Origin of the sequence: Paraburkholderia sp. Cpub6, from assembly GCF_014201065.1 — a bacterium.
Lineage (GTDB): Bacteria > Pseudomonadota > Gammaproteobacteria > Burkholderiales > Burkholderiaceae > Paraburkholderia > Paraburkholderia tuberum.
Map to the genome: position 1 here is coordinate 120,558 of NZ_JACHDM010000001.1, position 17,525 is coordinate 138,082.

The following is a 17,525-nucleotide window of genomic DNA, read 5'->3' on the forward strand; positions in this document are numbered from 1 at the left end:
TTTCACCTTTGCCGGTGCGCTAAAATCGCGTTTTCATACAACGAACATCCGTCCCATCCCATGCTCGACATCCAGTTGCTGCGCAAAGACCTCGACGGCGTCGCAAAGCGCCTCGCCGACCGCGGCTATACCCTCGACGTCGCGGCCTTCACCGCGCTCGAAGCGGAACGCCGCGATACCCAGACCCGTACCGAAGAACTGCAGGCGCGCCGCAACAGCCTGTCGAAGCAGATCGGCGCGATGAAAGGACGCGGCGAAGACACGTCGGCGGTGATGGCCGAAGTCGGCGGCATCGGCGACGAGATGAAGGCGTCGGCGGTCAAGCTCGAAGACATCCAGAAGCGTCTGTCCGATCTGCTGCTCGACGTGCCGAATCTTGCGCACGAAAGCGTGCCGGTCGGCAACGACGAAGCCGGCAACGTCGAAGTGCGCCGCTGGGGCACGCCGCGCCAGTTCGACTTCGAGGTCAAGGATCACGTTGACGTCGGCACGCCGCTCGGCCTCGACTTCGAGACCGGCGCGAAGCTGTCGGGCGCGCGCTTCACGATGCTGCGCGGCCAGATTGCGCGGCTGCATCGCGCGCTCGCGCAGTTCATGATCGACACGCACACGCAGCAGCACGGCTATACGGAGATCTACACGCCGTACATCGTCAATCCCGACATCCTGTACGGCACGGGCCAGCTGCCGAAGTTCGCGGACGATATGTTCCGCGTCGAAAAGGGCGGCGGTGAACACACGGTCACGCAGTACCTGATCTCGACCTCGGAAATTTCGCTGACGAACACGGTGCGTGAGAGCATCGTCGAAGCGGACGCGCTTCCGATCAGGCTGACCGCGCACTCGCCGTGCTTCCGCTCGGAAGCGGGCTCGTATGGCCGCGACACGCGCGGCATGATCCGCCAGCATCAGTTCGACAAGGTCGAGATGGTGCAGGTCGTAGCGCCAGGCGCATCGTACGACGCGCTCGAGCAGATGGTCGGCCATGCGGAGGCGATTCTGCAAAAGCTCGAACTGCCGTATCGCGTGATCACGCTGTGCACCGGCGACATGGGCTTTTCCGCAGCGAAGACCTACGACCTGGAAGTGTGGCTGCCCGCGCAGAACACCTATCGTGAGATTTCGAGTTGCTCGAATACCGAGTCGTTCCAGGCGCGACGCATGCAGGCACGCTTCCGCAACGCGCAGGGCAAGCCGGAGCTCGTGCATACGCTCAACGGCTCGGGTCTCGCGGTGGGCCGCACGCTCGTCGCGGTGCTCGAGAACTTCCAGAACGCCGATGGCTCGGTGACGGTGCCTACGGCACTACGGCCTTACCTCGGCGGCGTCGAGCGGCTGCAAGTGCCGGGGGCCTGATGAGCGTCGCCGATGCGCGCGCAGGCGCGGTGTCGTCGCGTGTCTGACGATGGATGCCGCGAACGGCATCGAGGTCCCGCGAAAATTTTTTAGAAATTTTTTGGACGAGGGGGCTTGGAAAACTGATTCGAGCTGTTCTATAATCTTTTTCTCCCAAGCAACGGCCCGCTTGGATCCGACGATGCAGTAGCGAGTTGGAATACCCGGAAAGGTGGCAGAGTGGTCGAATGTACCTGACTCGAAATCAGGCGTACGGTTTCCCCGTACCGTGGGTTCGAATCCCACCCTTTCCGCCAAATTCTGAAACCCCTTGATTTCACCGAGATCAAGGGGTTTTTGCTTTGAGTTCTCGAATGGCTTTGCCAAGGCAATTCGAAATTATTCAAGCATCATTTCTATTTTGGCGAAATCCTTTGTTTCAATTTTTTACATAAGCCATTCGTTGCTCGTGGTCTTTTTCATCTCATTTCCATACAAATATCTTAAGTCATCCGTGCTGCACTGTCCCCTAATTCATATACGGGACATATTCGGGGCGTGGCTATTGCACGCTATAAGGGGTCGAAGTCAGAAAATTTGCGGGCGACCCGCCCCCCGATCGACTTCTGAAAGTGCGAATCTTCGCCGACCCCACGGATCTCCGCAAGATCTGCCCTTTTTTACAAATAAATACGATTTTTGGTTGGGCTCGGTCATTCGTTCAGGGTACGATTTACGCCGTCAGAAGCTTTTACAGGAAGAATTTTCCTGAAAATGAAAGCTTCGGCAATTGATCAGTAAGACGTTTGCACCGCAAACGTTTGCGAACCAACGCGCACCCAGCCCTGTCAATCTGAACCACCGCGAGGAGCACCTTCGCGCGCCTCGGTTCAATCGGACAACACAGACGTGCGTTCAAAGCACTTCGGGACAATAGTCTTTAAGGCCTGCAAATTCATTTGCATCGAATCCTTATTCATTGTCCGTCGAATCACAGCGAATCCACCTTTTGGTCTTTTTATCGGGAATTTTCCCGACATTTGGAATTACTCCGCGATGATAAAACGACGTCAATTCATTGGGGGCCTGACGGCCCTGAGCGCAAGTTATCTTTTGACCGCGTGTGGTGGGGGCAGTGGGTCATCGAACGCGAGTGGCAAGGCAGCCGCTGCGACCGGTGCTTCCGGTGCCGCGGCAGCTTCGGGTGCGTCCGCTACCTCCAGCACCGCGGACAATACGTCGCCGGTCGCGAAGGCGAGTGTCCCGAACATGTCGCCCGATGGCACCTCACTGCCTTCCGCGCCGTACATCATCGACCAGTTCGGCGCGACGTGGACGCTCTCCAACGGCGTCATCTATCGCAACGGCGCGACGTTCGGCATCACGTACAACGTGTCGCTCGTGTTGTTCTACGGCGGCAAGATCTGGCATTGCGGCACGGGGGGCGAGTTCTACGTCACTGCGGACGTCCCCAACCTATGGCTGCATTGCAACGATCCGCGCATCGCGATCACACCGCAGGCCGGCATGTTCTATGGCATGAACGGCCACTTCGACTACACGTACACGCCCCAGCAGATCGTCTCGATCCTGAAGGGCATGGGCTGCACGAGCTATCGCGTCGGCGTCAACAACAATGCGACCCAGCTGAACGCGGCGATCGGGCTCGCACAGGCTTTCCAGGCGGCGGGCATGACGTTGGTCGCGCTGATCGACCAGGGCGTCTACGACTCCAGCGGCAACCTGCTGGCTGGCGAGAATGCCGCTTACAGCCAGGGTTACGCGGTAGCGCAGTCGGTCGCGAACGCACTGAAACCTTATGGCGTGACCATTTACGAATGCGGCAACGAGTTGACGCGCACGAACGCCACCGTGCTCGACTTCAACGCTGCGGGCACGAAGGCAGCGGACTTCAACAACGCGAACTGGCCGGTGATGCGCGGCGTGATGCGCGGGATGATCGACGGCGTGAAAGCGGTTCAGTCGAACGCGAAGTGCGGCATCAATTTCTGCGTGAACGATGTCGGCGCGGCGGACGCGCTGTGGGACGGTAATCAGCCGGATGGCAGCGGCGGTCACCCGACCGTGCGCTGGGACATCACCACGTGGCACAACTACGAGGTGTATGGCGATGTGTTCTCCCTCGGTGCGGACGGCGCCCAACCTGGCTTCGATCTGCCGATCTATTGCAAGGCCCGGTATGGCGTGCCGTTCATCATCACCGAGTGGAACACCGGACCGGAGCAAAACGAGACCTATCGTGGGAACTACATCACGACGAAGCTCGGCGAGTTCTATCAGAACCGCAAGACGCACAATATCCAGGCCGTCATGTATTACGTGCTCGATAGCGGCAACGAGACCTTCGGCATCATGATGAACGGCTCGCCGTTGAATCCGTCGTACAGTGCGTTCCAAAGCTTCACGGCGGCCCATCCCGACAACTGAGCCGCGGATATCGACGTAAGCAGGCCCGCACGTCTGTGGTCGATGCCGCCCGGTGTCAAGGGCAGCACGTCGCCGGGCCTGACAGCGGCGCCCAACCCTTGCCTTCAGCGTATCGAGGCGAGGGGACGGGCGTCTCATCCCACCTGAAACCCTTCCATCACCTCCCTCAACGCCCGCGCCTGTTCCGCGAGCGACGCGGCGGCCGCCGCGCTTTCCTCGACGAGCGCCGCATGCTGCTGCGCGACCTCGTCCATCTGCGTGATCGCGATGCCCACCTGCTGAATCGCATCGCTCCGCTCACGCGACGCCTGCGCAATGTCACCGACGATGCTGGTCACGCGCGCGATCGCCGCTTCGATCTGCTGCATCGTGCCGCCCGCGTCTTCGACGAGTCCCGCGCCGCGTTCGACGCTTGACGTCGAATCGGCGATCAGCGCGCCAATCGTCGAGCTGGTCGGCGATACGCCGATCGGGCATCTGACCTTCTATCGCATGTACCTTGCGAGCGTCGCGCTGCGCGATCCGCGGCGGCGTCTGATCGAAATCGCCGAGAGCGTCGGTTATGCGTCGGAGAAGGCATTCATTCGCGCGTTCCGGCGCTGGTCGGCAATGGCGCCGAAGCAGTACGCCCGCAATCAGCGTGATCCGTACGATATGGCGAGGGGCGAAACGGAGCGGGCGGCATGACGGGACGCCCGAATTTTAGTTCGGGAAACTGAACGATCACGATGTCCGGCTCGATGATCGTTCGAGTCCCTTTGCCGCCAGTCCATCTGAACGAGCAGGCCCGCAAGCTGGCCGAGCAAAAGCCCGTCATTATGATTCGGGCGCGCGCCACGGCATAGCTCCGCTAGCGCCACCGCCTTCTCCCGCGCACCGCTTCAGCCGATTTGCGCGGGGTCCATCCGCGATCCTCTGTACAATTGCCCGAAATCGCCCAATCGAGCGGCGGTTGCGGGCCGCCGGGCTTTCGGGCGCGGCGGGTCATCTCGCGCTTGACCCGCGACTTACATCGACTGAATTCATGGCCATTACCTACAAGACTCCCGACGATATCGCGAAGCTGCGCATTGCGGGCCGCCTCGCGGCCGATGTGCTGGCAATGATCGGCGAGCACGTCAAGGCAGGCGTCTCCACCGACGACCTCGACGCGCTGTGCAACGACTACATTGTCCACACGCAGAAAGCGATTCCGGCCAATGTCGGCTATCTGGGCTTTCCGAAGACCGTCTGCACGTCGGTCAATCATGTCGTGTGTCACGGCATCCCGAATCGCAACGAGATCCTGAAGGACGGCGACATCATCAACATCGACGTCGCGATCATCAAGGACGGCTATTTCGGCGACACGAGCCGCATGTACTGCGTCGGCCAGTCGAGCACGGTCGCGCGTGCGCTGATCGACACGACCTACGAGGCGATGGTGGCCGGCATCCGCGAGGTGAAGCCGGGCGCGGCGCTCGGCGACGTCGGCCACGCGATCCAGAAGGTCGCGCAGCGCGAGGGCTTCTCGATCGTGCGCGACTACTGCGGGCACGGCATCGGCAAGGTCTATCACGAGGACCCGCAGGTGCTGCACTATGGGCAGCCGGGGCAGGGGGTGCGCCTGAAGCCGGGCATGGTCTTCACGATCGAGCCGATGATCAACGCGGGCCGCGCCGGCACGTCGGTACAGCGCGACGGCTGGACCGTGATCACGAAGGACCGCTCGCTGTCGGCGCAATGGGAGCACATGGTCGCCGTGACCGACGACGGCTATGAACTGCTGACGCCGTGGCCGGACGGCACGGGCGACTACGACGCGCCGTGAGCGGGACCGCATATTCCGGTCAATAATAAATTTGACTCGCCGGCCGGTTCGGTTAAAGCTACGCGTTAGGGTTTCCAGGGGTTTCGTCTGCATGAGTCCGTCATTGACCGTTCGCCGCATCACTGCTGATCAGGGCGCCGTTTTTCGCGAACTCCGCACTGCCTCGCTGCGGGAGGCGCCGTACGCCTTCGGCGCGACGCTCGAGGACGCGTTGTCGGCCGATGCCGCCAGTTTCGACGCGACCGCGGCGAATCACGCGGTTTCGCAGTCCGTCGGTGCATTCCTGCTCTATACCGAGGGTCATCCGGCCGGGCTGATCGAGGCGCATTTCGACGACACCGCGGCGCGCCGCGCGTTCGTCTGCGAGTTGTGGGTGGCGCCGGCCGTGCGCCATCTGCGCGGCGGCGAGCTGCTCGTCGATACCGCGAGCAGCTGGCTCGCGAATGCGGGCGCCACGGAAATCTACGCGTGGGTGGCCGACGCGAACCGCAACGCGATGCGCTTTTACGAAGCGCTCGGCTTTGGCCCGACCGGCGAGCACCGGCGCGTCGAGCGCGCACCCGAGCAGGTCGAAAGTCTGCTGGTGCGGCACGTGCCGACTACTTCGCAGGTGTTACAGCAGTGATCGCCCAAGCGGCGCGTCGCGCGCGCCGCTCGTCTTCGCCGTCCCTTCATCACGGTCTTTTTCCCGCCAACGTTTCTTTCGCACCGTCGCGCGTCGATCGCATCGACGACACGCGTTGCGCTCGCGCGCGCGAGCACCGATTCTCCCGGGAAAAATAGTGGCCGCGCGCTTGTACGCCTGTAAAATACGCAAAATTTTTCGCCGAACGCTATGTCGCCCAAGAAATCGCCCTTTTTCGAACTGCGCAGCGGCTCTGTCGACACGCTGATGTTCGTGGTCAAAACGACCGACCTCGATGCGATGCGTGCCGAGCTGACGCGACGCTTCGAGGCGACCCCCGAATTCTTCGCTAACGACGTCGTCGCGATCGACGTGCGGCGTCTCGCCGGCAACGAGCGCGTGCCGCTCGCCGACATCGCGCAACTGCTCGACAGCGTGCGCATGCGTCCGGTCGGCGTGGTCGCGAATGCGGAGCAACAGTGGGTGACGGAGTCGGGATTGCCGTTGCTCGAAGCGCGCGATCGCCGCGGCGCGCCGGCGAAGCAGGCCGATGAGGACAGCACGGCAAACGCGGCAGCAGGCACCGAGGCAAGCGCGGGCACGAGCGCGGCCGCCAGCTCTGCATCCGCAACCGCCAGCGCGGCCACGGGCACGGCCGCTGCCTCCGCCGTCGAACCCACGCCCGCCGCCGAGCCGGTGCGTCTTGCCACGTCGCCGCAAACGACGGTGGTCGACAAGCCGTTGCGCTCGGGTCAGCGTATTTACGCAAAAGGCGATCTGGTCGTGCTCGGTCTGGTCAGCTATGGCGCCGAGGTGATCGCGGAAGGCAACATCCACATTTACGCGCCGCTGCGCGGCCGGGCGTTGGCCGGCGTGCAGGGCAATCACGACGCGCGCATCTTCTGCACGTGTCTCGAACCGGAACTGATCTCGATCGCGGGCATCTATCGAACGACCGAGAACCCGCTGCCGGCCGACGTGCTCGGCAAGCCGGTGCAGATCTGGCTCGAAGAAGAAAAGCTGATGATCGAACCGCTGCGGCTCACGTAAAGCGCCGCGAAACGCGCGCTGCCCCGAGCGATTGCGGCACGCGGCGTTTCACGGCGAGGCGGGCCGCGCACCAATTGACGCATTTGACGAACACAAGGTAAGGGTAATGGCAAAAATCATTGTGGTGACTTCGGGCAAGGGTGGCGTGGGCAAGACGACCACGAGCGCGAGCTTTGCGTCGGCCCTCGCGTTGCGCGGCAGCAAGACCGCCGTGATCGACTTCGACGTCGGCCTGCGCAACCTCGACCTCATCATGGGCTGCGAGCGCCGCGTCGTGTACGACCTGATCAACGTGATCCAGGGCGAAGCGAATCTGAATCAGGCGCTGATCAAAGACAAGAAATGCGAGAACCTGTTCATCCTCCCGGCCTCGCAAACGCGCGATAAAGACGCGCTGACGATGGAAGGTGTCGAGAAGGTCATCAACGATCTGATCGCGATGGACTTCGAATACATCGTCTGCGATTCGCCGGCCGGTATCGAGTCGGGCGCGCTGCTTGCGATGCACTTCGCCGACGAAGCGCTGATCGTGACGAACCCGGAAGTGTCGTCGGTGCGCGACTCCGATCGCATTCTCGGCATCCTGTCGTCGAAGACCAAGCGCGCGATCGAAAGCAAGGAGCCGATCAAGGAGCACCTGCTGATCACCCGCTACAACCCGAAGCGCGTCAGCGAAGGCGAAATGTTGTCGCTGACCGACATCCAGGAAATTCTGCGCATCGATCTGATCGGCGTGATTCCGGAATCGGAAGCGGTGCTGCACGCGTCGAACCAGGGTCTGCCGGCCGTGCATATGGACGGCACCGATGTGGCCGAAGCCTATAAGGACGTCGTGTCGCGTTTCCTCGGCGAGCAGAAATCGCTTCGCTTTGTCGATTACCAGAAGCCCGGGCTGCTGCAGCGCCTCTTCGGCACCAAGTAAGGGGAGCGCACGTAATGTCGATTCTTTCGTTTTTGCTGGGCGAGAAAAAGAAGTCCGCGTCGGTAGCGAAGGAACGCCTGCAGTTGATCATCGCGCACGAGCGCGCCGGCGGCCATGCGCCCGCCGATTATCTGCCTGCGTTGCAACGCGAACTGGTGGCCGTGATCTCGAAGTACGTGAAGATTTCCGACGACGACATACGCGTGAGTCTCGAGCGTCAGGACGATCTCGAAGTGCTCGAAGTCAAGATCGAAATACCCCAGGCCTGAGCTTCGGATGGACCGCGGTCCATCTCGCATCATGTGCAGGACGTCGCAGGGCGTCGCGTCGCAGCGACGTGATGCGGTGCGACGTTCGGCTCGTCGTCTGGCTTCTGTCTGAAGCCGTCTCTTCGCATCTCCACGGCGCTCGCCATTTCCCGGTCGAAATGAACCGTTGCACTCCAGCGGTGCCGTTACCCGCGCAACGTCAGCCTCGCGTCGCCCTCGCGCATCTACTGACGCGGCGAGTCGGAGGTATCCGTCGTGATGTCGTCTGCGGCATCGTCGGCGCTCGGCTCGCCGTCCTCGCTTTCCACTTCCGGCACCTCGACCTCGGGCACTTCCGGCACTGGCGCAGGCGTGGGCTGCGGCAGCGGCGCCACGTAGCGCTCGGCGAGCGACTCATAGAGCGGCGGCGCGAACAGGCGGGACACTCGGCTCGCGATCAACGCGGTGGCCATCAGCGAAATCACGAGAGCGTGGCCGTCGATCATCTCCATCACGATTACGAACGAAGTGATCGGCGACTGCGTGACCGCGGCCAGATAGCCGACCATCGCGAGCGCGATCAGCATCGGCAATTGCATCGAATCGAACACCATGTGCAGCAGATTGCCGAAGCCCGCGCCGATCGACAGCGACGGCGCGAAGATGCCGCCCGGAATGCCCGGCAGGTATGAGCCGACCATCGCGATCATCTTCAGGAACGGATAGAACACCGACAACTGCTCGTGTCCCTCGAGCAGGCCGCGCGCTTCCGTATAGCCGCTGCCGAACGTCGTGCCGCCCGAGATCACGCCGACCACCGCGATCGCGAAGCCGCACAGCGCGGCGAACGCGACCGGCCGCTCGCCGTGCAACTGACGCAGCGGCTCCGGAATCCAGCGCGCGGTATTGAGCAGCAGCCAGCAGAAGATACCGCCTGCGATTCCCGTGACGATCGCGGTGAGCACCACCGCGACGGCGAGCAGATCAGGAAAATGCGCGCCGATCTGGATCGTGCCGAAATACGTGTAGTTGCCGTTCAGGCCCAGTGCGACGACACCCGCGATGATGATCGCCGTGATCAGCACGCCACTCGTGCGCGCCTCGAAGCTGCGCGTCAATTCCTCGATTGCGAATACGACGCCCGCGAGCGGTGTATTGAACGCCGCCGACAAACCCGCTGCCGCGCCCGCCAACGCGAGCTGCCGTTCGATCTGCGCATTCGAGCGCGGATAGAACCGGCGCAGATTGAACATCAGCGCGGCGCCGACCTGCACGGTCGGTCCTTCACGGCCGATCGTAAAGCCGCCGAGAATCGCGAGAAACGACACGCCGATTTTGCCGAGCAGAATTCGCAGCGACAGCAGCCGCGTGCCGTATCCGCGCTGTTTCGTGTGCAGCGTTGCGATGACCTGCGGGATGCCGCTGCCCTCGGAGCCGCGAAAGAACTTGCGCGTGAGCCAGACCGCGAGTGCGGCAACCGCGGGCGTGATCACGAGCGGCGCCCACACATACCGCTGCCGGACATCGAGAAACGCGTCATACCCCCAGTCGATCAGACGCGCGTACAGCACCGCGACCAGGCCGACGGCGATGGCACCGAGCCAGAAGATGCCGTATTGCCGCCACAGGCGTTTCGCGCGACGCATGACAGCTGGCGAACGGGAAGGGAAGGGCCGGGACATGAATTAGATTCGTGCAAAGGGGCAAGTATAAAGCGCGCGGGACCGACAAGAATACGTGAAAGATGTTTGAAATAATGAAGTGAAGTGAATCATCAGGCGGATATTTTTTGCTGTAACGTGCCGTATTGAGAATCGCACCGCGCGCAACGGCCGTTTGGCCGGGGATCGGTAAAGACGTCAGCTAGAATAGTTCAACTTCGAACAACGAACAGACCCTCAATGAAGCGAATACTTATCGTCAAGGTCACGTCACTAGGCGATATCGTGCAGGCGTTGCCAGTCGTCGCCGACATCAAACGCGCATTTCCTGGCGTTCAGGTGGATTGGGCGGCGGACGAAGCATTCGCGCAGGTCGTGCATTGGAGCCAGGGCGTCGATCGCGTGCTGTGCGCGCCGCTGCGCCGCTTCAAGAAGGCGCGTCGCTGGAGTGATCTGAAGGCGATCTGGGCATCCATCGCCGAGCTGCGCGCGTATCGCTACGACTACATCATCGACATTCACGGCGTCTACAAGAGCGCGATCATCGCCTTCCTCGCGCGCTCGTCGCGGCGCATCGGCTATCAATCCCTGGATCTGGGCGAGCGTGGCGCGGCGTTCGCCTACACCGGGCGTTTCGGCCCACGTCCGCAAGGCAGCGCGTGGCACGGCATGCGCATCAGCGCCAGCGAGGCGCTCGGCTACGAAGTGGAAGGGCCGCCCATCTACGACCTGCAGCTACCCGAAACCGTCCCGCAGCCGTTCGCGACGCAGGACGCGCCTGTCGCGGCGCTTTTTCACGCCACCTCGAAAGCCGACAAGAAATGGCCGCTCACGCACTGGGCGGCGCTTGGACGCGAGTTGAGCGAGCGCGGTTTCCGTGTGGTGCTGCCGTGGGGTTCGGACGGTGAGCTTGCCGAAGCCGGGCAGATCGCCGCGCAGGTGCCAGGCGCGACCGTGCTGCCGCCATTGAGTGTGACCGAAGTTGCGCAGATGATCGGCGCGTGCGCGCTCGTGGTCGGTACCGATACGGGTTTCGTGCACCTCGCGCATGCGCTGCAGAAGCGCACCGTGATGATCTTCGTCGCGACGTCGCCATCGCATTGCGGCGTCGAGGCGCCGTATCGCTCGACCTCGATCGGCGACGGCGACTCGGTGCCGCCCATCAGCGCGGCGCTCGAAGCGATCGACTACGTGTACGCGGCAGAGCCGGTGCTCGCGATGCAGCAAGGATCAGCCGCCGCCTGAGTTCGTTCGCGCGCTCGCGCAATCGTTTGCGCAAAAGAAAAGAGGCGCGATGCGTAGTCCACCCTTGCTGGCGGGGACTGCATCGTCGCGCCTCAAAGAACGCCCGTGTCGGGGAACAGCGGGCGGAGAGGAATCGATTACATGTCTGTTAAAACTGTCGCTTTTCGTTGGACGCCGAAGCGTCCGATGCGCGGGCGCCTGGGCGGCAAGCTGATACGCCGCGGTGCGTCGAGGCTCGCACGGCGCGCGTCGAACCGCTCGATTGCGGCGACGCTGGCGCGGCCAGCAAGGTTTCTATCGCGACAGTGCGCTCAACGGAGTATAGCCGGTGTTTTCCGCCATGGTGGCGCGATCTGGCGGCAGCGGGGCGGTCGATCGAACGCGCCGATCCAGCGCGCCGGTCCTGTAACAGCTCGGTGATGTTCCCTTACAAATGGCAACGTTCGCTGCGGCGCGCATCGTGTCCAATCGGGTCATTCGGGGTTTGCGCTCGAATCAATCTGACTCGATGGAGAACAACATGAAACGCTTGATCCTGACTCTCGTGGCCGGCACGCTGCTCGCATCGGCACTCGGCGGCTGCGTTATCGCGCCGGCGCCGGGCTATTACTACGGCGGCGGTGGCTACTACCATCACGGCTACTACTACCGCTAAGCCGCGCGCCGTGCTCAGGCCCGGAGCACCAGCCTCAGGCGACCAGCATTTCGAACGCGACCACCGCGGCAATGGCCGCGGCGTTCGCGGCCAGCGCCTCGACGACGATGGATCTCCATGTCGTCGGCCGGAAGCGCAGCGCGAGCAGCAGCGAGCCGAGCAAGGCCAGCGCGATGATCGTCACGATATCGGCATTGTGAAGATGGACGTTCATGCGGATCTCCCCGTTTTTTATAGGGTTATGTCAGGGAGTATAGGCAAGTCAAAAGGACCCGCAAGGCGGGGGTTTTACCCGGGCCGGGCCGCGGAAACAGCGAGGAAATAATGCTCTCTGCATGCTGCCGCAGACGCGTAAAAACTGCGCGGGTGCAGCATCGATCGAATCTCGGCAAACGCGCATCGACGAAAGCGTTGTTCCGTCGATGCGCGTTGCGTCATTTCATCAAACTCTCATCACGCGTCTCGCGCATGCACAGCACGCCGACAAGGCTCACGGCCGCGGCGACCGACACGTACGCGCCGACCCACGCCAAGCCGCCGTGCGCGGCGAGCACCTGCGCGATATACGGTGCGACCGACGCGCCGAGAATCCCGCCGAGGTTGTACGCGACGCCGGCGCCCGTATAGCGCACGTTGGTCGGAAACAGTTCCGGCAGCAGCGCGCCCATCGGCGCGAACGTCACGCCCATCAGGAACAGCTGGATCACGAGAAACAGCAGCACGAGCAACGGCTCGCCGCTGCCGAGCAGCGGCGCCATCGTGAAGCCCGACAGGATCGCCGCGATGATGCCGACGATCAGCACCGGCTTACGCCCGAAGCGATCGCTCGCACGGGCCGACAGCGGCGTCGCGATTGCCATGAACACGACCGCGATGCATAGCAGGCCGAGGAACGTCTGCCGCGGAATATGCAGCGACCCGACGCCGTACGACAGCGAGAACGTCGTCGCGTTGTAGAACAGCGTGTAGCAGACCACCATCGCGAGCGCGCCGAGCACGGTTGGCCGCCAGTGCTGCGAGAACAGCGTCGCGATCGGCACGCGCACGCGCTCCTTGCGCTCGATCGCTACCTGGAACGCGGGCGTTTCGGCAATCTTCAGCCGCACGTACAGCCCGAGCGCGACGAGCACCGAGCTGACGATGAACGGCACGCGCCAGCCCCAGCTGCGGAACTGCTCGTCGGAGAGCGACATTGCGAGCGCGAAGAACAGACCGTTGGCCGCGAGAAAGCCGATCGAGGGCCCGAGCTGCGGGAACATGCCGAACCAGCCGCGTTTGCCGGCCGGCGCGTTTTCGGTGGCGAGCAGTGCGGCGCCGCCCCATTCGCCGCCGAGGCCGATACCCTGGCCGAAACGCAGCACGCACAGCAGGATCGGCGCGACGCTGCCGATCGCGTCGTAGCCCGGCACGAAGCCGATCAGCGTGGTCGACAGGCCCATCACGAGCAGCGACGCAACCAGAGTCGATTTGCGGCCGATGCGGTCGCCGAAGTGGCCGAACAGGAACGAGCCGATCGGTCGCGCGACGAACGCGATGCCAAACGTGACGAACGCCGACAGCGCCTGCGCGGTGGCCGAACCATGCGGGAAGAATACCGGTCCGATCACGAGCGCCGCGGCGGTCGCGTAGACATAGAAATCGTAGAACTCGATCGCGGTGCCGATGAAGCTCGCGAAGATGATCCGCGCCCTACTGTTTTGCCCGCTTGCGGGCTGAGCGGCGGAAATCGGCGAAGTGGACATGCAGGGTCTCCAATTGTATGAGGCCGCGGCGCGCTGAGCCGTGCTTCGCAGACAGGCGGCGCGCAAGGGCGGCATTCTCGTTGAGGTATAGGTTTGGGCGCCGCACGCGGGGTGGCGGCGCGGCACTGCAGTCGGCTCATGCGCCGCGCCGGCGGGTGTGCGGACGGCGTGAGCCATGCCGGAAGGCTCCGGCGCGGGGAATCGGAAAATTATAGCGAGCGCGCTCGTCGCGCAGCAATGGCGGCGTAAGTTTGCGCGGCAACGAGGGCGGCTTTATGAGTTATGCGCGATGACTCGGGTAGCTCGCGCGTGGCCGACCCATGCGCGGATGCGCTGGGCGGTGCGTGTCAGCGCACGCGCCAACCGCGCTCAGTCGTACGTTTCCGCTTGCGGCGAAGCGAGCTCGCGCAGCTGGAATTTGCCGTTGTCGTTGAACAGCCAGTCTTCGAACAGCTCGAGCTGGCCGCGGCCGTTCAGCAGCTTGCCGGGCGGTAGCGGCAGCGGCGCCGAGCGGCGCAGCGTCGCGAGCGCGGTGCTTTCGGCTTCGTCGTCGCCGTTCGTGCGATACACCGACGACTCGACGATGTGTCCATAACGATCGACCGTGAACGACACCACCACCAGCGAGCGCAGCATCGGCTGAGGCCTGCCCTGGAGCACATACGACGGATTGCGCTCGACGATCCGTCGTGCGACCGCGTCGCGATATTGATCGAGCGTCGCGCTGTTGATCGCGGCCACCGGTGTGCTGACGGTTTCGTGCGGCGTCAGCGGTGTGATCGTGCAACCGGCCACGGCGACAACACCGAGCGCGGCGAGCGATAGCCGATGCATGCGAGCGGCCGTGAAGGAGCGCAGAGCCACACGGTGAGAAACAGGAGGGGGAGAAGTGCGAGAGAGCATCGTCGACGAACCGCGAGGAGAACCTGATTGAATGGTAGTCAAAAACTGCCGGGATTCAATTGGCGTTCGCCCGCCGGATGTCATCGTGCGTGCCCCGCTGAGGCGCTTTGCTTTCCGCTGTAATGGCCGGAAATGTGCGCGCATTGGTCGGCGAGCGAAACCCGCCTACACTTTGATGGCCTCTTGCTGAGGTATCGGTGGAAGTCTTTTCAGCCCGCTTCTGGCGGGCTTTCTTTTGCCTTCGATTCGCCATTCAAACGCGGCAATAAAAAAGGCGAACCCGCCAAACGGGTCCGCCTTTTCGATCCGGTTCAACCAGCCACGCCGCAAGCTGAGGCTCACGGCGCTGCCCGGGCGTCGATTACTTCAACGTCGCACGCGCCGCTTTCACCGCGGCCAGCACCTGCTCGGGCGCGGTGCCGCCCGGATGATTGCGGCTCGCCACCGAGCCCTCGAGCGTCAGATACGAGAACACGTCGTCGCCGATCAGATGCGCGACGTTCGGCAGTTCGCCGCGCATTTCGTCGAGCGTCAGGTCCGCGAGATCGCAGCCGCGATCGGCGCACACGCGCACCGCGAGCGCGACTGCTTCGTGCGCGTCGCGGAACGGCAGGCCGCGCTTGACGAGATAGTCGGCGAGGTCCGTCGCGGTCGAGAAGCCTTGCAGCGCGGCGTCGCGCATCGCCTGCGGCTTGACCGTGATGCCGGCGACCATTTCGGCGAAGATGCGCAGCGTGTCGGCGACCGTATCGACGGTGTCGAACAGCGGCTCCTTGTCTTCCTGGTTGTCCTTGTTGTACGCGAGCGGTTGGCCCTTCATCAGCGTGAGCAGCGCCATCAGATGGCCGTTCACGCGGCCGGTCTTGCCGCGCGCGAGTTCGGGCACGTCCGGGTTCTTCTTCTGCGGCATGATCGACGAGCCGGTGCAGAAACGGTCGGCCAGATCGATGAAGCCGACGCGCGGGCTCATCCACAGCACCAGTTCTTCGGAGAAGCGCGACACGTGCGTCATGACGAGCGCGGAGGCGGCCGTGAATTCGATCGCGAAGTCGCGGTCGGAGACTGCGTCGAGCGAGTTCGCGCAGATGCCGTCGAAGCCGAGCGTCTTCGCCACGGCGTGACGGTCGATCGGATAGCTGGTGCCGGCGAGCGCGGCCGCGCCGAGCGGCAGACGGTTCACGCGCTTGCGGCAGTCGATCATGCGCTCGGCGTCGCGCGAGAACATTTCGACGTACGCGAGCAGATGGTGGCCGAACGTGACGGGCTGGGCGACCTGCAGGTGCGTGAAGCCCGGCATGATGGTCGCGGCGTTCTTCTCCGCGATCTCGAGCAGCGCCACGCGCAGTTCGGTGAGCAGCTCGCCGATGCGGTCGATCTCGCCGCGCAGCCACAGGCGGATGTCGGTCGCGACCTGGTCGTTGCGTGAGCGGCCGGTGTGCAGGCGCTTGCCGGCGTCGCCGATCAGCGCGGTCAGGCGCGCTTCGATGTTCAGGTGCACGTCTTCGAGATCGAGCTGCCATTCGAACTCGCCGCGCTCGATTTCACCTTTGATCTGCGCCATGCCGCGCTGGATCGCGGCGAGGTCGTCGGCGGAAATGATCTTCTGCGCGGCGAGCATCGACGCGTGCGCGAGCGACCCTTCGATGTCGACGAACGCCAGACGCTTGTCGAAGAAAACCGACGACGTGTAGCGTTTGACGAGTTCCGACATCGGCTCCGAGAAGCGGGCCGACCAGGCTTCGCCTTTTTTGTGCAGTTGGGACGTCATGGTGTTGGGCGGTAAAAACGAGCGGTGAAGAGGCTGGCAACGCGAGTGCGCGAATCGTGCAAGAGCGCCGCCGCAGCGAAGAAAGACGAAGATTTTAACACCGGGTGAGGGCGGCCAAAGCGCTGCCGCCCATCGCGGGCCTATTCGCGCACCAGCACCACGAGCTTCAGATCCTCGCGATGCGCGGGCTTGAACGTGATCTGGTCACACACGATGCGCCCGTCGCGCGGATGGTTGAACTCGCGCCTGCCACCTTCGCGCCCGCCGACGTCCTGGGAGGCCCAGTAGCGTGCGAACTCGTCGCTCGCGGCCGACAGCGAATCGATCAGCCCACGTGTGGGCGCATCGTTCAGATGGCGGATCGAGTCGGCGCGGAATTCGGCGGCGAGCCGCCGCGCGCGCGTTTCCCAATCGACGATCAACGCGCGCGCGGCCGGCTCGGTGAACGTGTAGCGCAGCAGGTTGCGGTCGTGCGCGCCGTCGAGCCAGCCGACGAACAGATCGGCCGCGCGCTCGTTCCACGCAAGCGCATTCCACTGCCGGTCGAGCACGTAGGCGGGCGTGTCGATGAGCTGCACGGTTTGCAGCAGCGTAGCGGGCGCATCGGCGGCGGCCGGGTCGGGCTCGGCCGGATCGCGTTGCGCGGCCAGCTCGAACAGATACGCGCGCTCGGCGCGCGACAGCTGCAACGCGACCGCGATGCGCGCGAGCGCATCGGCGGAAGCGGACACTGGCCGGCCCTGCTCGATCCACGTGTACCAGGTCGGGCTCACGCCGCACAGCTGCGCGACTTCCTCGCGCCGCAGACCGGGCGTGCGGCGACGCGGCCCCGGCGGCAACCCGACCGCCTGCGGCGACAGCCGCTCGCGATGGGCGCGGATGAAGTCGCCGAGCGCGCGGGCCGGGGTGGCGTCGAGCGGCGGCGGGTGATCGGCGGAAGACGGCGTCGTCATGCTATCGGCTGCGCGTGGAGGGGGTAATAGAGATACCAGAATAATTGCCGGACTTGTACTGGTACATGGCGGGCTCTATTGTAGCGGCAGGGTTCGCGCAATGAGAAAAGCCGGGTGTGACCTGCGTCGGCCACCCCCGGCTTTTGTCTGCCAATGCGGC

General features: G+C 63.7%; 17 protein-coding genes and 1 tRNA gene. 11 read left to right on the plus strand and 7 right to left on the minus strand.

What is annotated here, in order from left to right:
- Window positions 1-60: 60 nt before the first annotated feature.
- From serS to HDG33_RS00605, 3 genes are all read left to right on the plus strand, one after another.
- The gene (gene serS, locus HDG33_RS00595; RefSeq protein ID WP_184021183.1) at window positions 61-1,356 is read left to right on the plus strand and encodes a serine--tRNA ligase; all 1,296 of its coding nucleotides are present in this window, start codon (window positions 61-63) and stop codon (window positions 1,354-1,356) included.
- 205 nt (window positions 1,357-1,561) lie between these two features.
- Window positions 1,562-1,652, plus strand: a tRNA-Ser gene (locus tag HDG33_RS00600).
- A 739-nt stretch (window positions 1,653-2,391) separates the two neighbouring features.
- Window positions 2,392-3,783 carry a hypothetical protein gene (locus HDG33_RS00605; protein ID WP_184021187.1) on the plus strand — a complete coding sequence of 464 codons (1,392 nt, stop codon included), beginning with the start codon at window positions 2,392-2,394 and terminating at the stop codon, window positions 3,781-3,783.
- Window positions 3,784-3,917: 134 nt separating this feature from the next.
- On the opposite strand, the gene HDG33_RS00610 is transcribed toward HDG33_RS00605, so the two are convergent.
- On the minus strand, window positions 3,918-4,253 hold the full coding sequence (locus tag HDG33_RS00610) for a methyl-accepting chemotaxis protein (protein ID WP_184022809.1): 336 nt from the start codon (window positions 4,251-4,253) through the stop codon (window positions 3,918-3,920).
- Here HDG33_RS00610 and HDG33_RS00615 point away from each other — a divergent pair.
- The 6 genes from HDG33_RS00615 to minE all read left to right on the plus strand — a co-directional run bounded on the left by HDG33_RS00615 (window position 4,153) and on the right by minE (window position 8,459).
- Window positions 4,153-4,470 carry a helix-turn-helix domain-containing protein gene (locus HDG33_RS00615; protein ID WP_184022850.1) on the plus strand — a complete coding sequence of 106 codons (318 nt, stop codon included), beginning with the start codon at window positions 4,153-4,155 and terminating at the stop codon, window positions 4,468-4,470. The two genes, HDG33_RS00610 and HDG33_RS00615, sit on opposite strands and share 101 nt — an antisense overlap.
- 337 nt (window positions 4,471-4,807) lie before the next feature.
- Window positions 4,808-5,593, plus strand: coding sequence for a type I methionyl aminopeptidase (gene map, locus HDG33_RS00620; RefSeq protein WP_184021191.1), 786 nt, complete (start codon window positions 4,808-4,810; stop codon window positions 5,591-5,593).
- Window positions 5,594-5,684: 91 nt separating this feature from the next.
- Window positions 5,685-6,218, plus strand: a complete 534-nt coding sequence (locus tag HDG33_RS00625) for a GNAT family N-acetyltransferase (RefSeq protein ID WP_090803490.1) — start codon at window positions 5,685-5,687, stop codon at window positions 6,216-6,218.
- Between the two features lie 210 nt (window positions 6,219-6,428).
- Window positions 6,429-7,268, plus strand: a complete 840-nt coding sequence (gene minC, locus HDG33_RS00630; RefSeq protein WP_184021194.1) for a septum site-determining protein MinC — start codon at window positions 6,429-6,431, stop codon at window positions 7,266-7,268.
- Between the two features lie 106 nt (window positions 7,269-7,374).
- Window positions 7,375-8,190 (plus strand): septum site-determining protein MinD, encoded by an 816-nt coding sequence (gene minD, locus HDG33_RS00635; RefSeq protein WP_184021197.1) that lies wholly within the window; start codon window positions 7,375-7,377, stop codon window positions 8,188-8,190.
- 14 nt (window positions 8,191-8,204) lie between these two features.
- Complete coding sequence (minE, locus tag HDG33_RS00640; RefSeq protein WP_008922443.1) at window positions 8,205-8,459, plus strand: cell division topological specificity factor MinE; 255 nt, start codon at window positions 8,205-8,207, stop codon at window positions 8,457-8,459.
- Between the two features lie 224 nt (window positions 8,460-8,683).
- Here minE and HDG33_RS00645 read toward each other — a convergent pair whose 3' ends face one another.
- Window positions 8,684-10,120, minus strand: coding sequence for a chloride channel protein (locus HDG33_RS00645; RefSeq protein ID WP_260330276.1), 1,437 nt, complete (start codon window positions 10,118-10,120; stop codon window positions 8,684-8,686).
- Window positions 10,121-10,339: 219 nt separating this feature from the next.
- Here HDG33_RS00645 and waaC point away from each other — a divergent pair, with 219 nt between their 5' ends.
- Entirely contained in the window at window positions 10,340-11,344 is a 1,005-nt protein-coding gene (waaC, locus tag HDG33_RS00650) for a lipopolysaccharide heptosyltransferase I (protein ID WP_090803495.1), read from the plus strand.
- Window positions 11,345-11,864: 520 nt separating this feature from the next.
- Complete coding sequence (locus HDG33_RS37085; protein WP_260321106.1) at window positions 11,865-11,999, plus strand: hypothetical protein; 135 nt, start codon at window positions 11,865-11,867, stop codon at window positions 11,997-11,999.
- Between the two features lie 34 nt (window positions 12,000-12,033).
- On the opposite strand, the gene HDG33_RS00655 is transcribed toward HDG33_RS37085, so the two are convergent.
- The 5 genes from HDG33_RS00655 to HDG33_RS00675 all read right to left on the minus strand — a co-directional run bounded on the left by HDG33_RS00655 (window position 12,034) and on the right by HDG33_RS00675 (window position 17,365).
- Complete coding sequence (locus HDG33_RS00655) at window positions 12,034-12,213, minus strand: hypothetical protein (protein ID WP_184021200.1); 180 nt, start codon at window positions 12,211-12,213, stop codon at window positions 12,034-12,036.
- Between the two features lie 220 nt (window positions 12,214-12,433).
- Window positions 12,434-13,741 carry an MFS transporter gene (locus HDG33_RS00660; protein WP_184021203.1) on the minus strand — a complete coding sequence of 436 codons (1,308 nt, stop codon included), beginning with the start codon at window positions 13,739-13,741 and terminating at the stop codon, window positions 12,434-12,436.
- Window positions 13,742-14,110: 369 nt separating this feature from the next.
- Complete coding sequence (locus tag HDG33_RS00665; protein WP_184021206.1) at window positions 14,111-14,644, minus strand: TonB C-terminal domain-containing protein; 534 nt, start codon at window positions 14,642-14,644, stop codon at window positions 14,111-14,113.
- Between the two features lie 361 nt (window positions 14,645-15,005).
- The gene (gene argH, locus HDG33_RS00670; RefSeq protein WP_184021209.1) at window positions 15,006-16,412 is read right to left on the minus strand and encodes an argininosuccinate lyase; all 1,407 of its coding nucleotides are present in this window, start codon (window positions 16,410-16,412) and stop codon (window positions 15,006-15,008) included.
- Window positions 16,413-16,552: 140 nt separating this feature from the next.
- Window positions 16,553-17,365 carry a helix-turn-helix transcriptional regulator gene (locus HDG33_RS00675; RefSeq protein ID WP_090803503.1) on the minus strand — a complete coding sequence of 271 codons (813 nt, stop codon included), beginning with the start codon at window positions 17,363-17,365 and terminating at the stop codon, window positions 16,553-16,555.
- Between the last annotated feature and the right edge of the window lie 160 nt (window positions 17,366-17,525).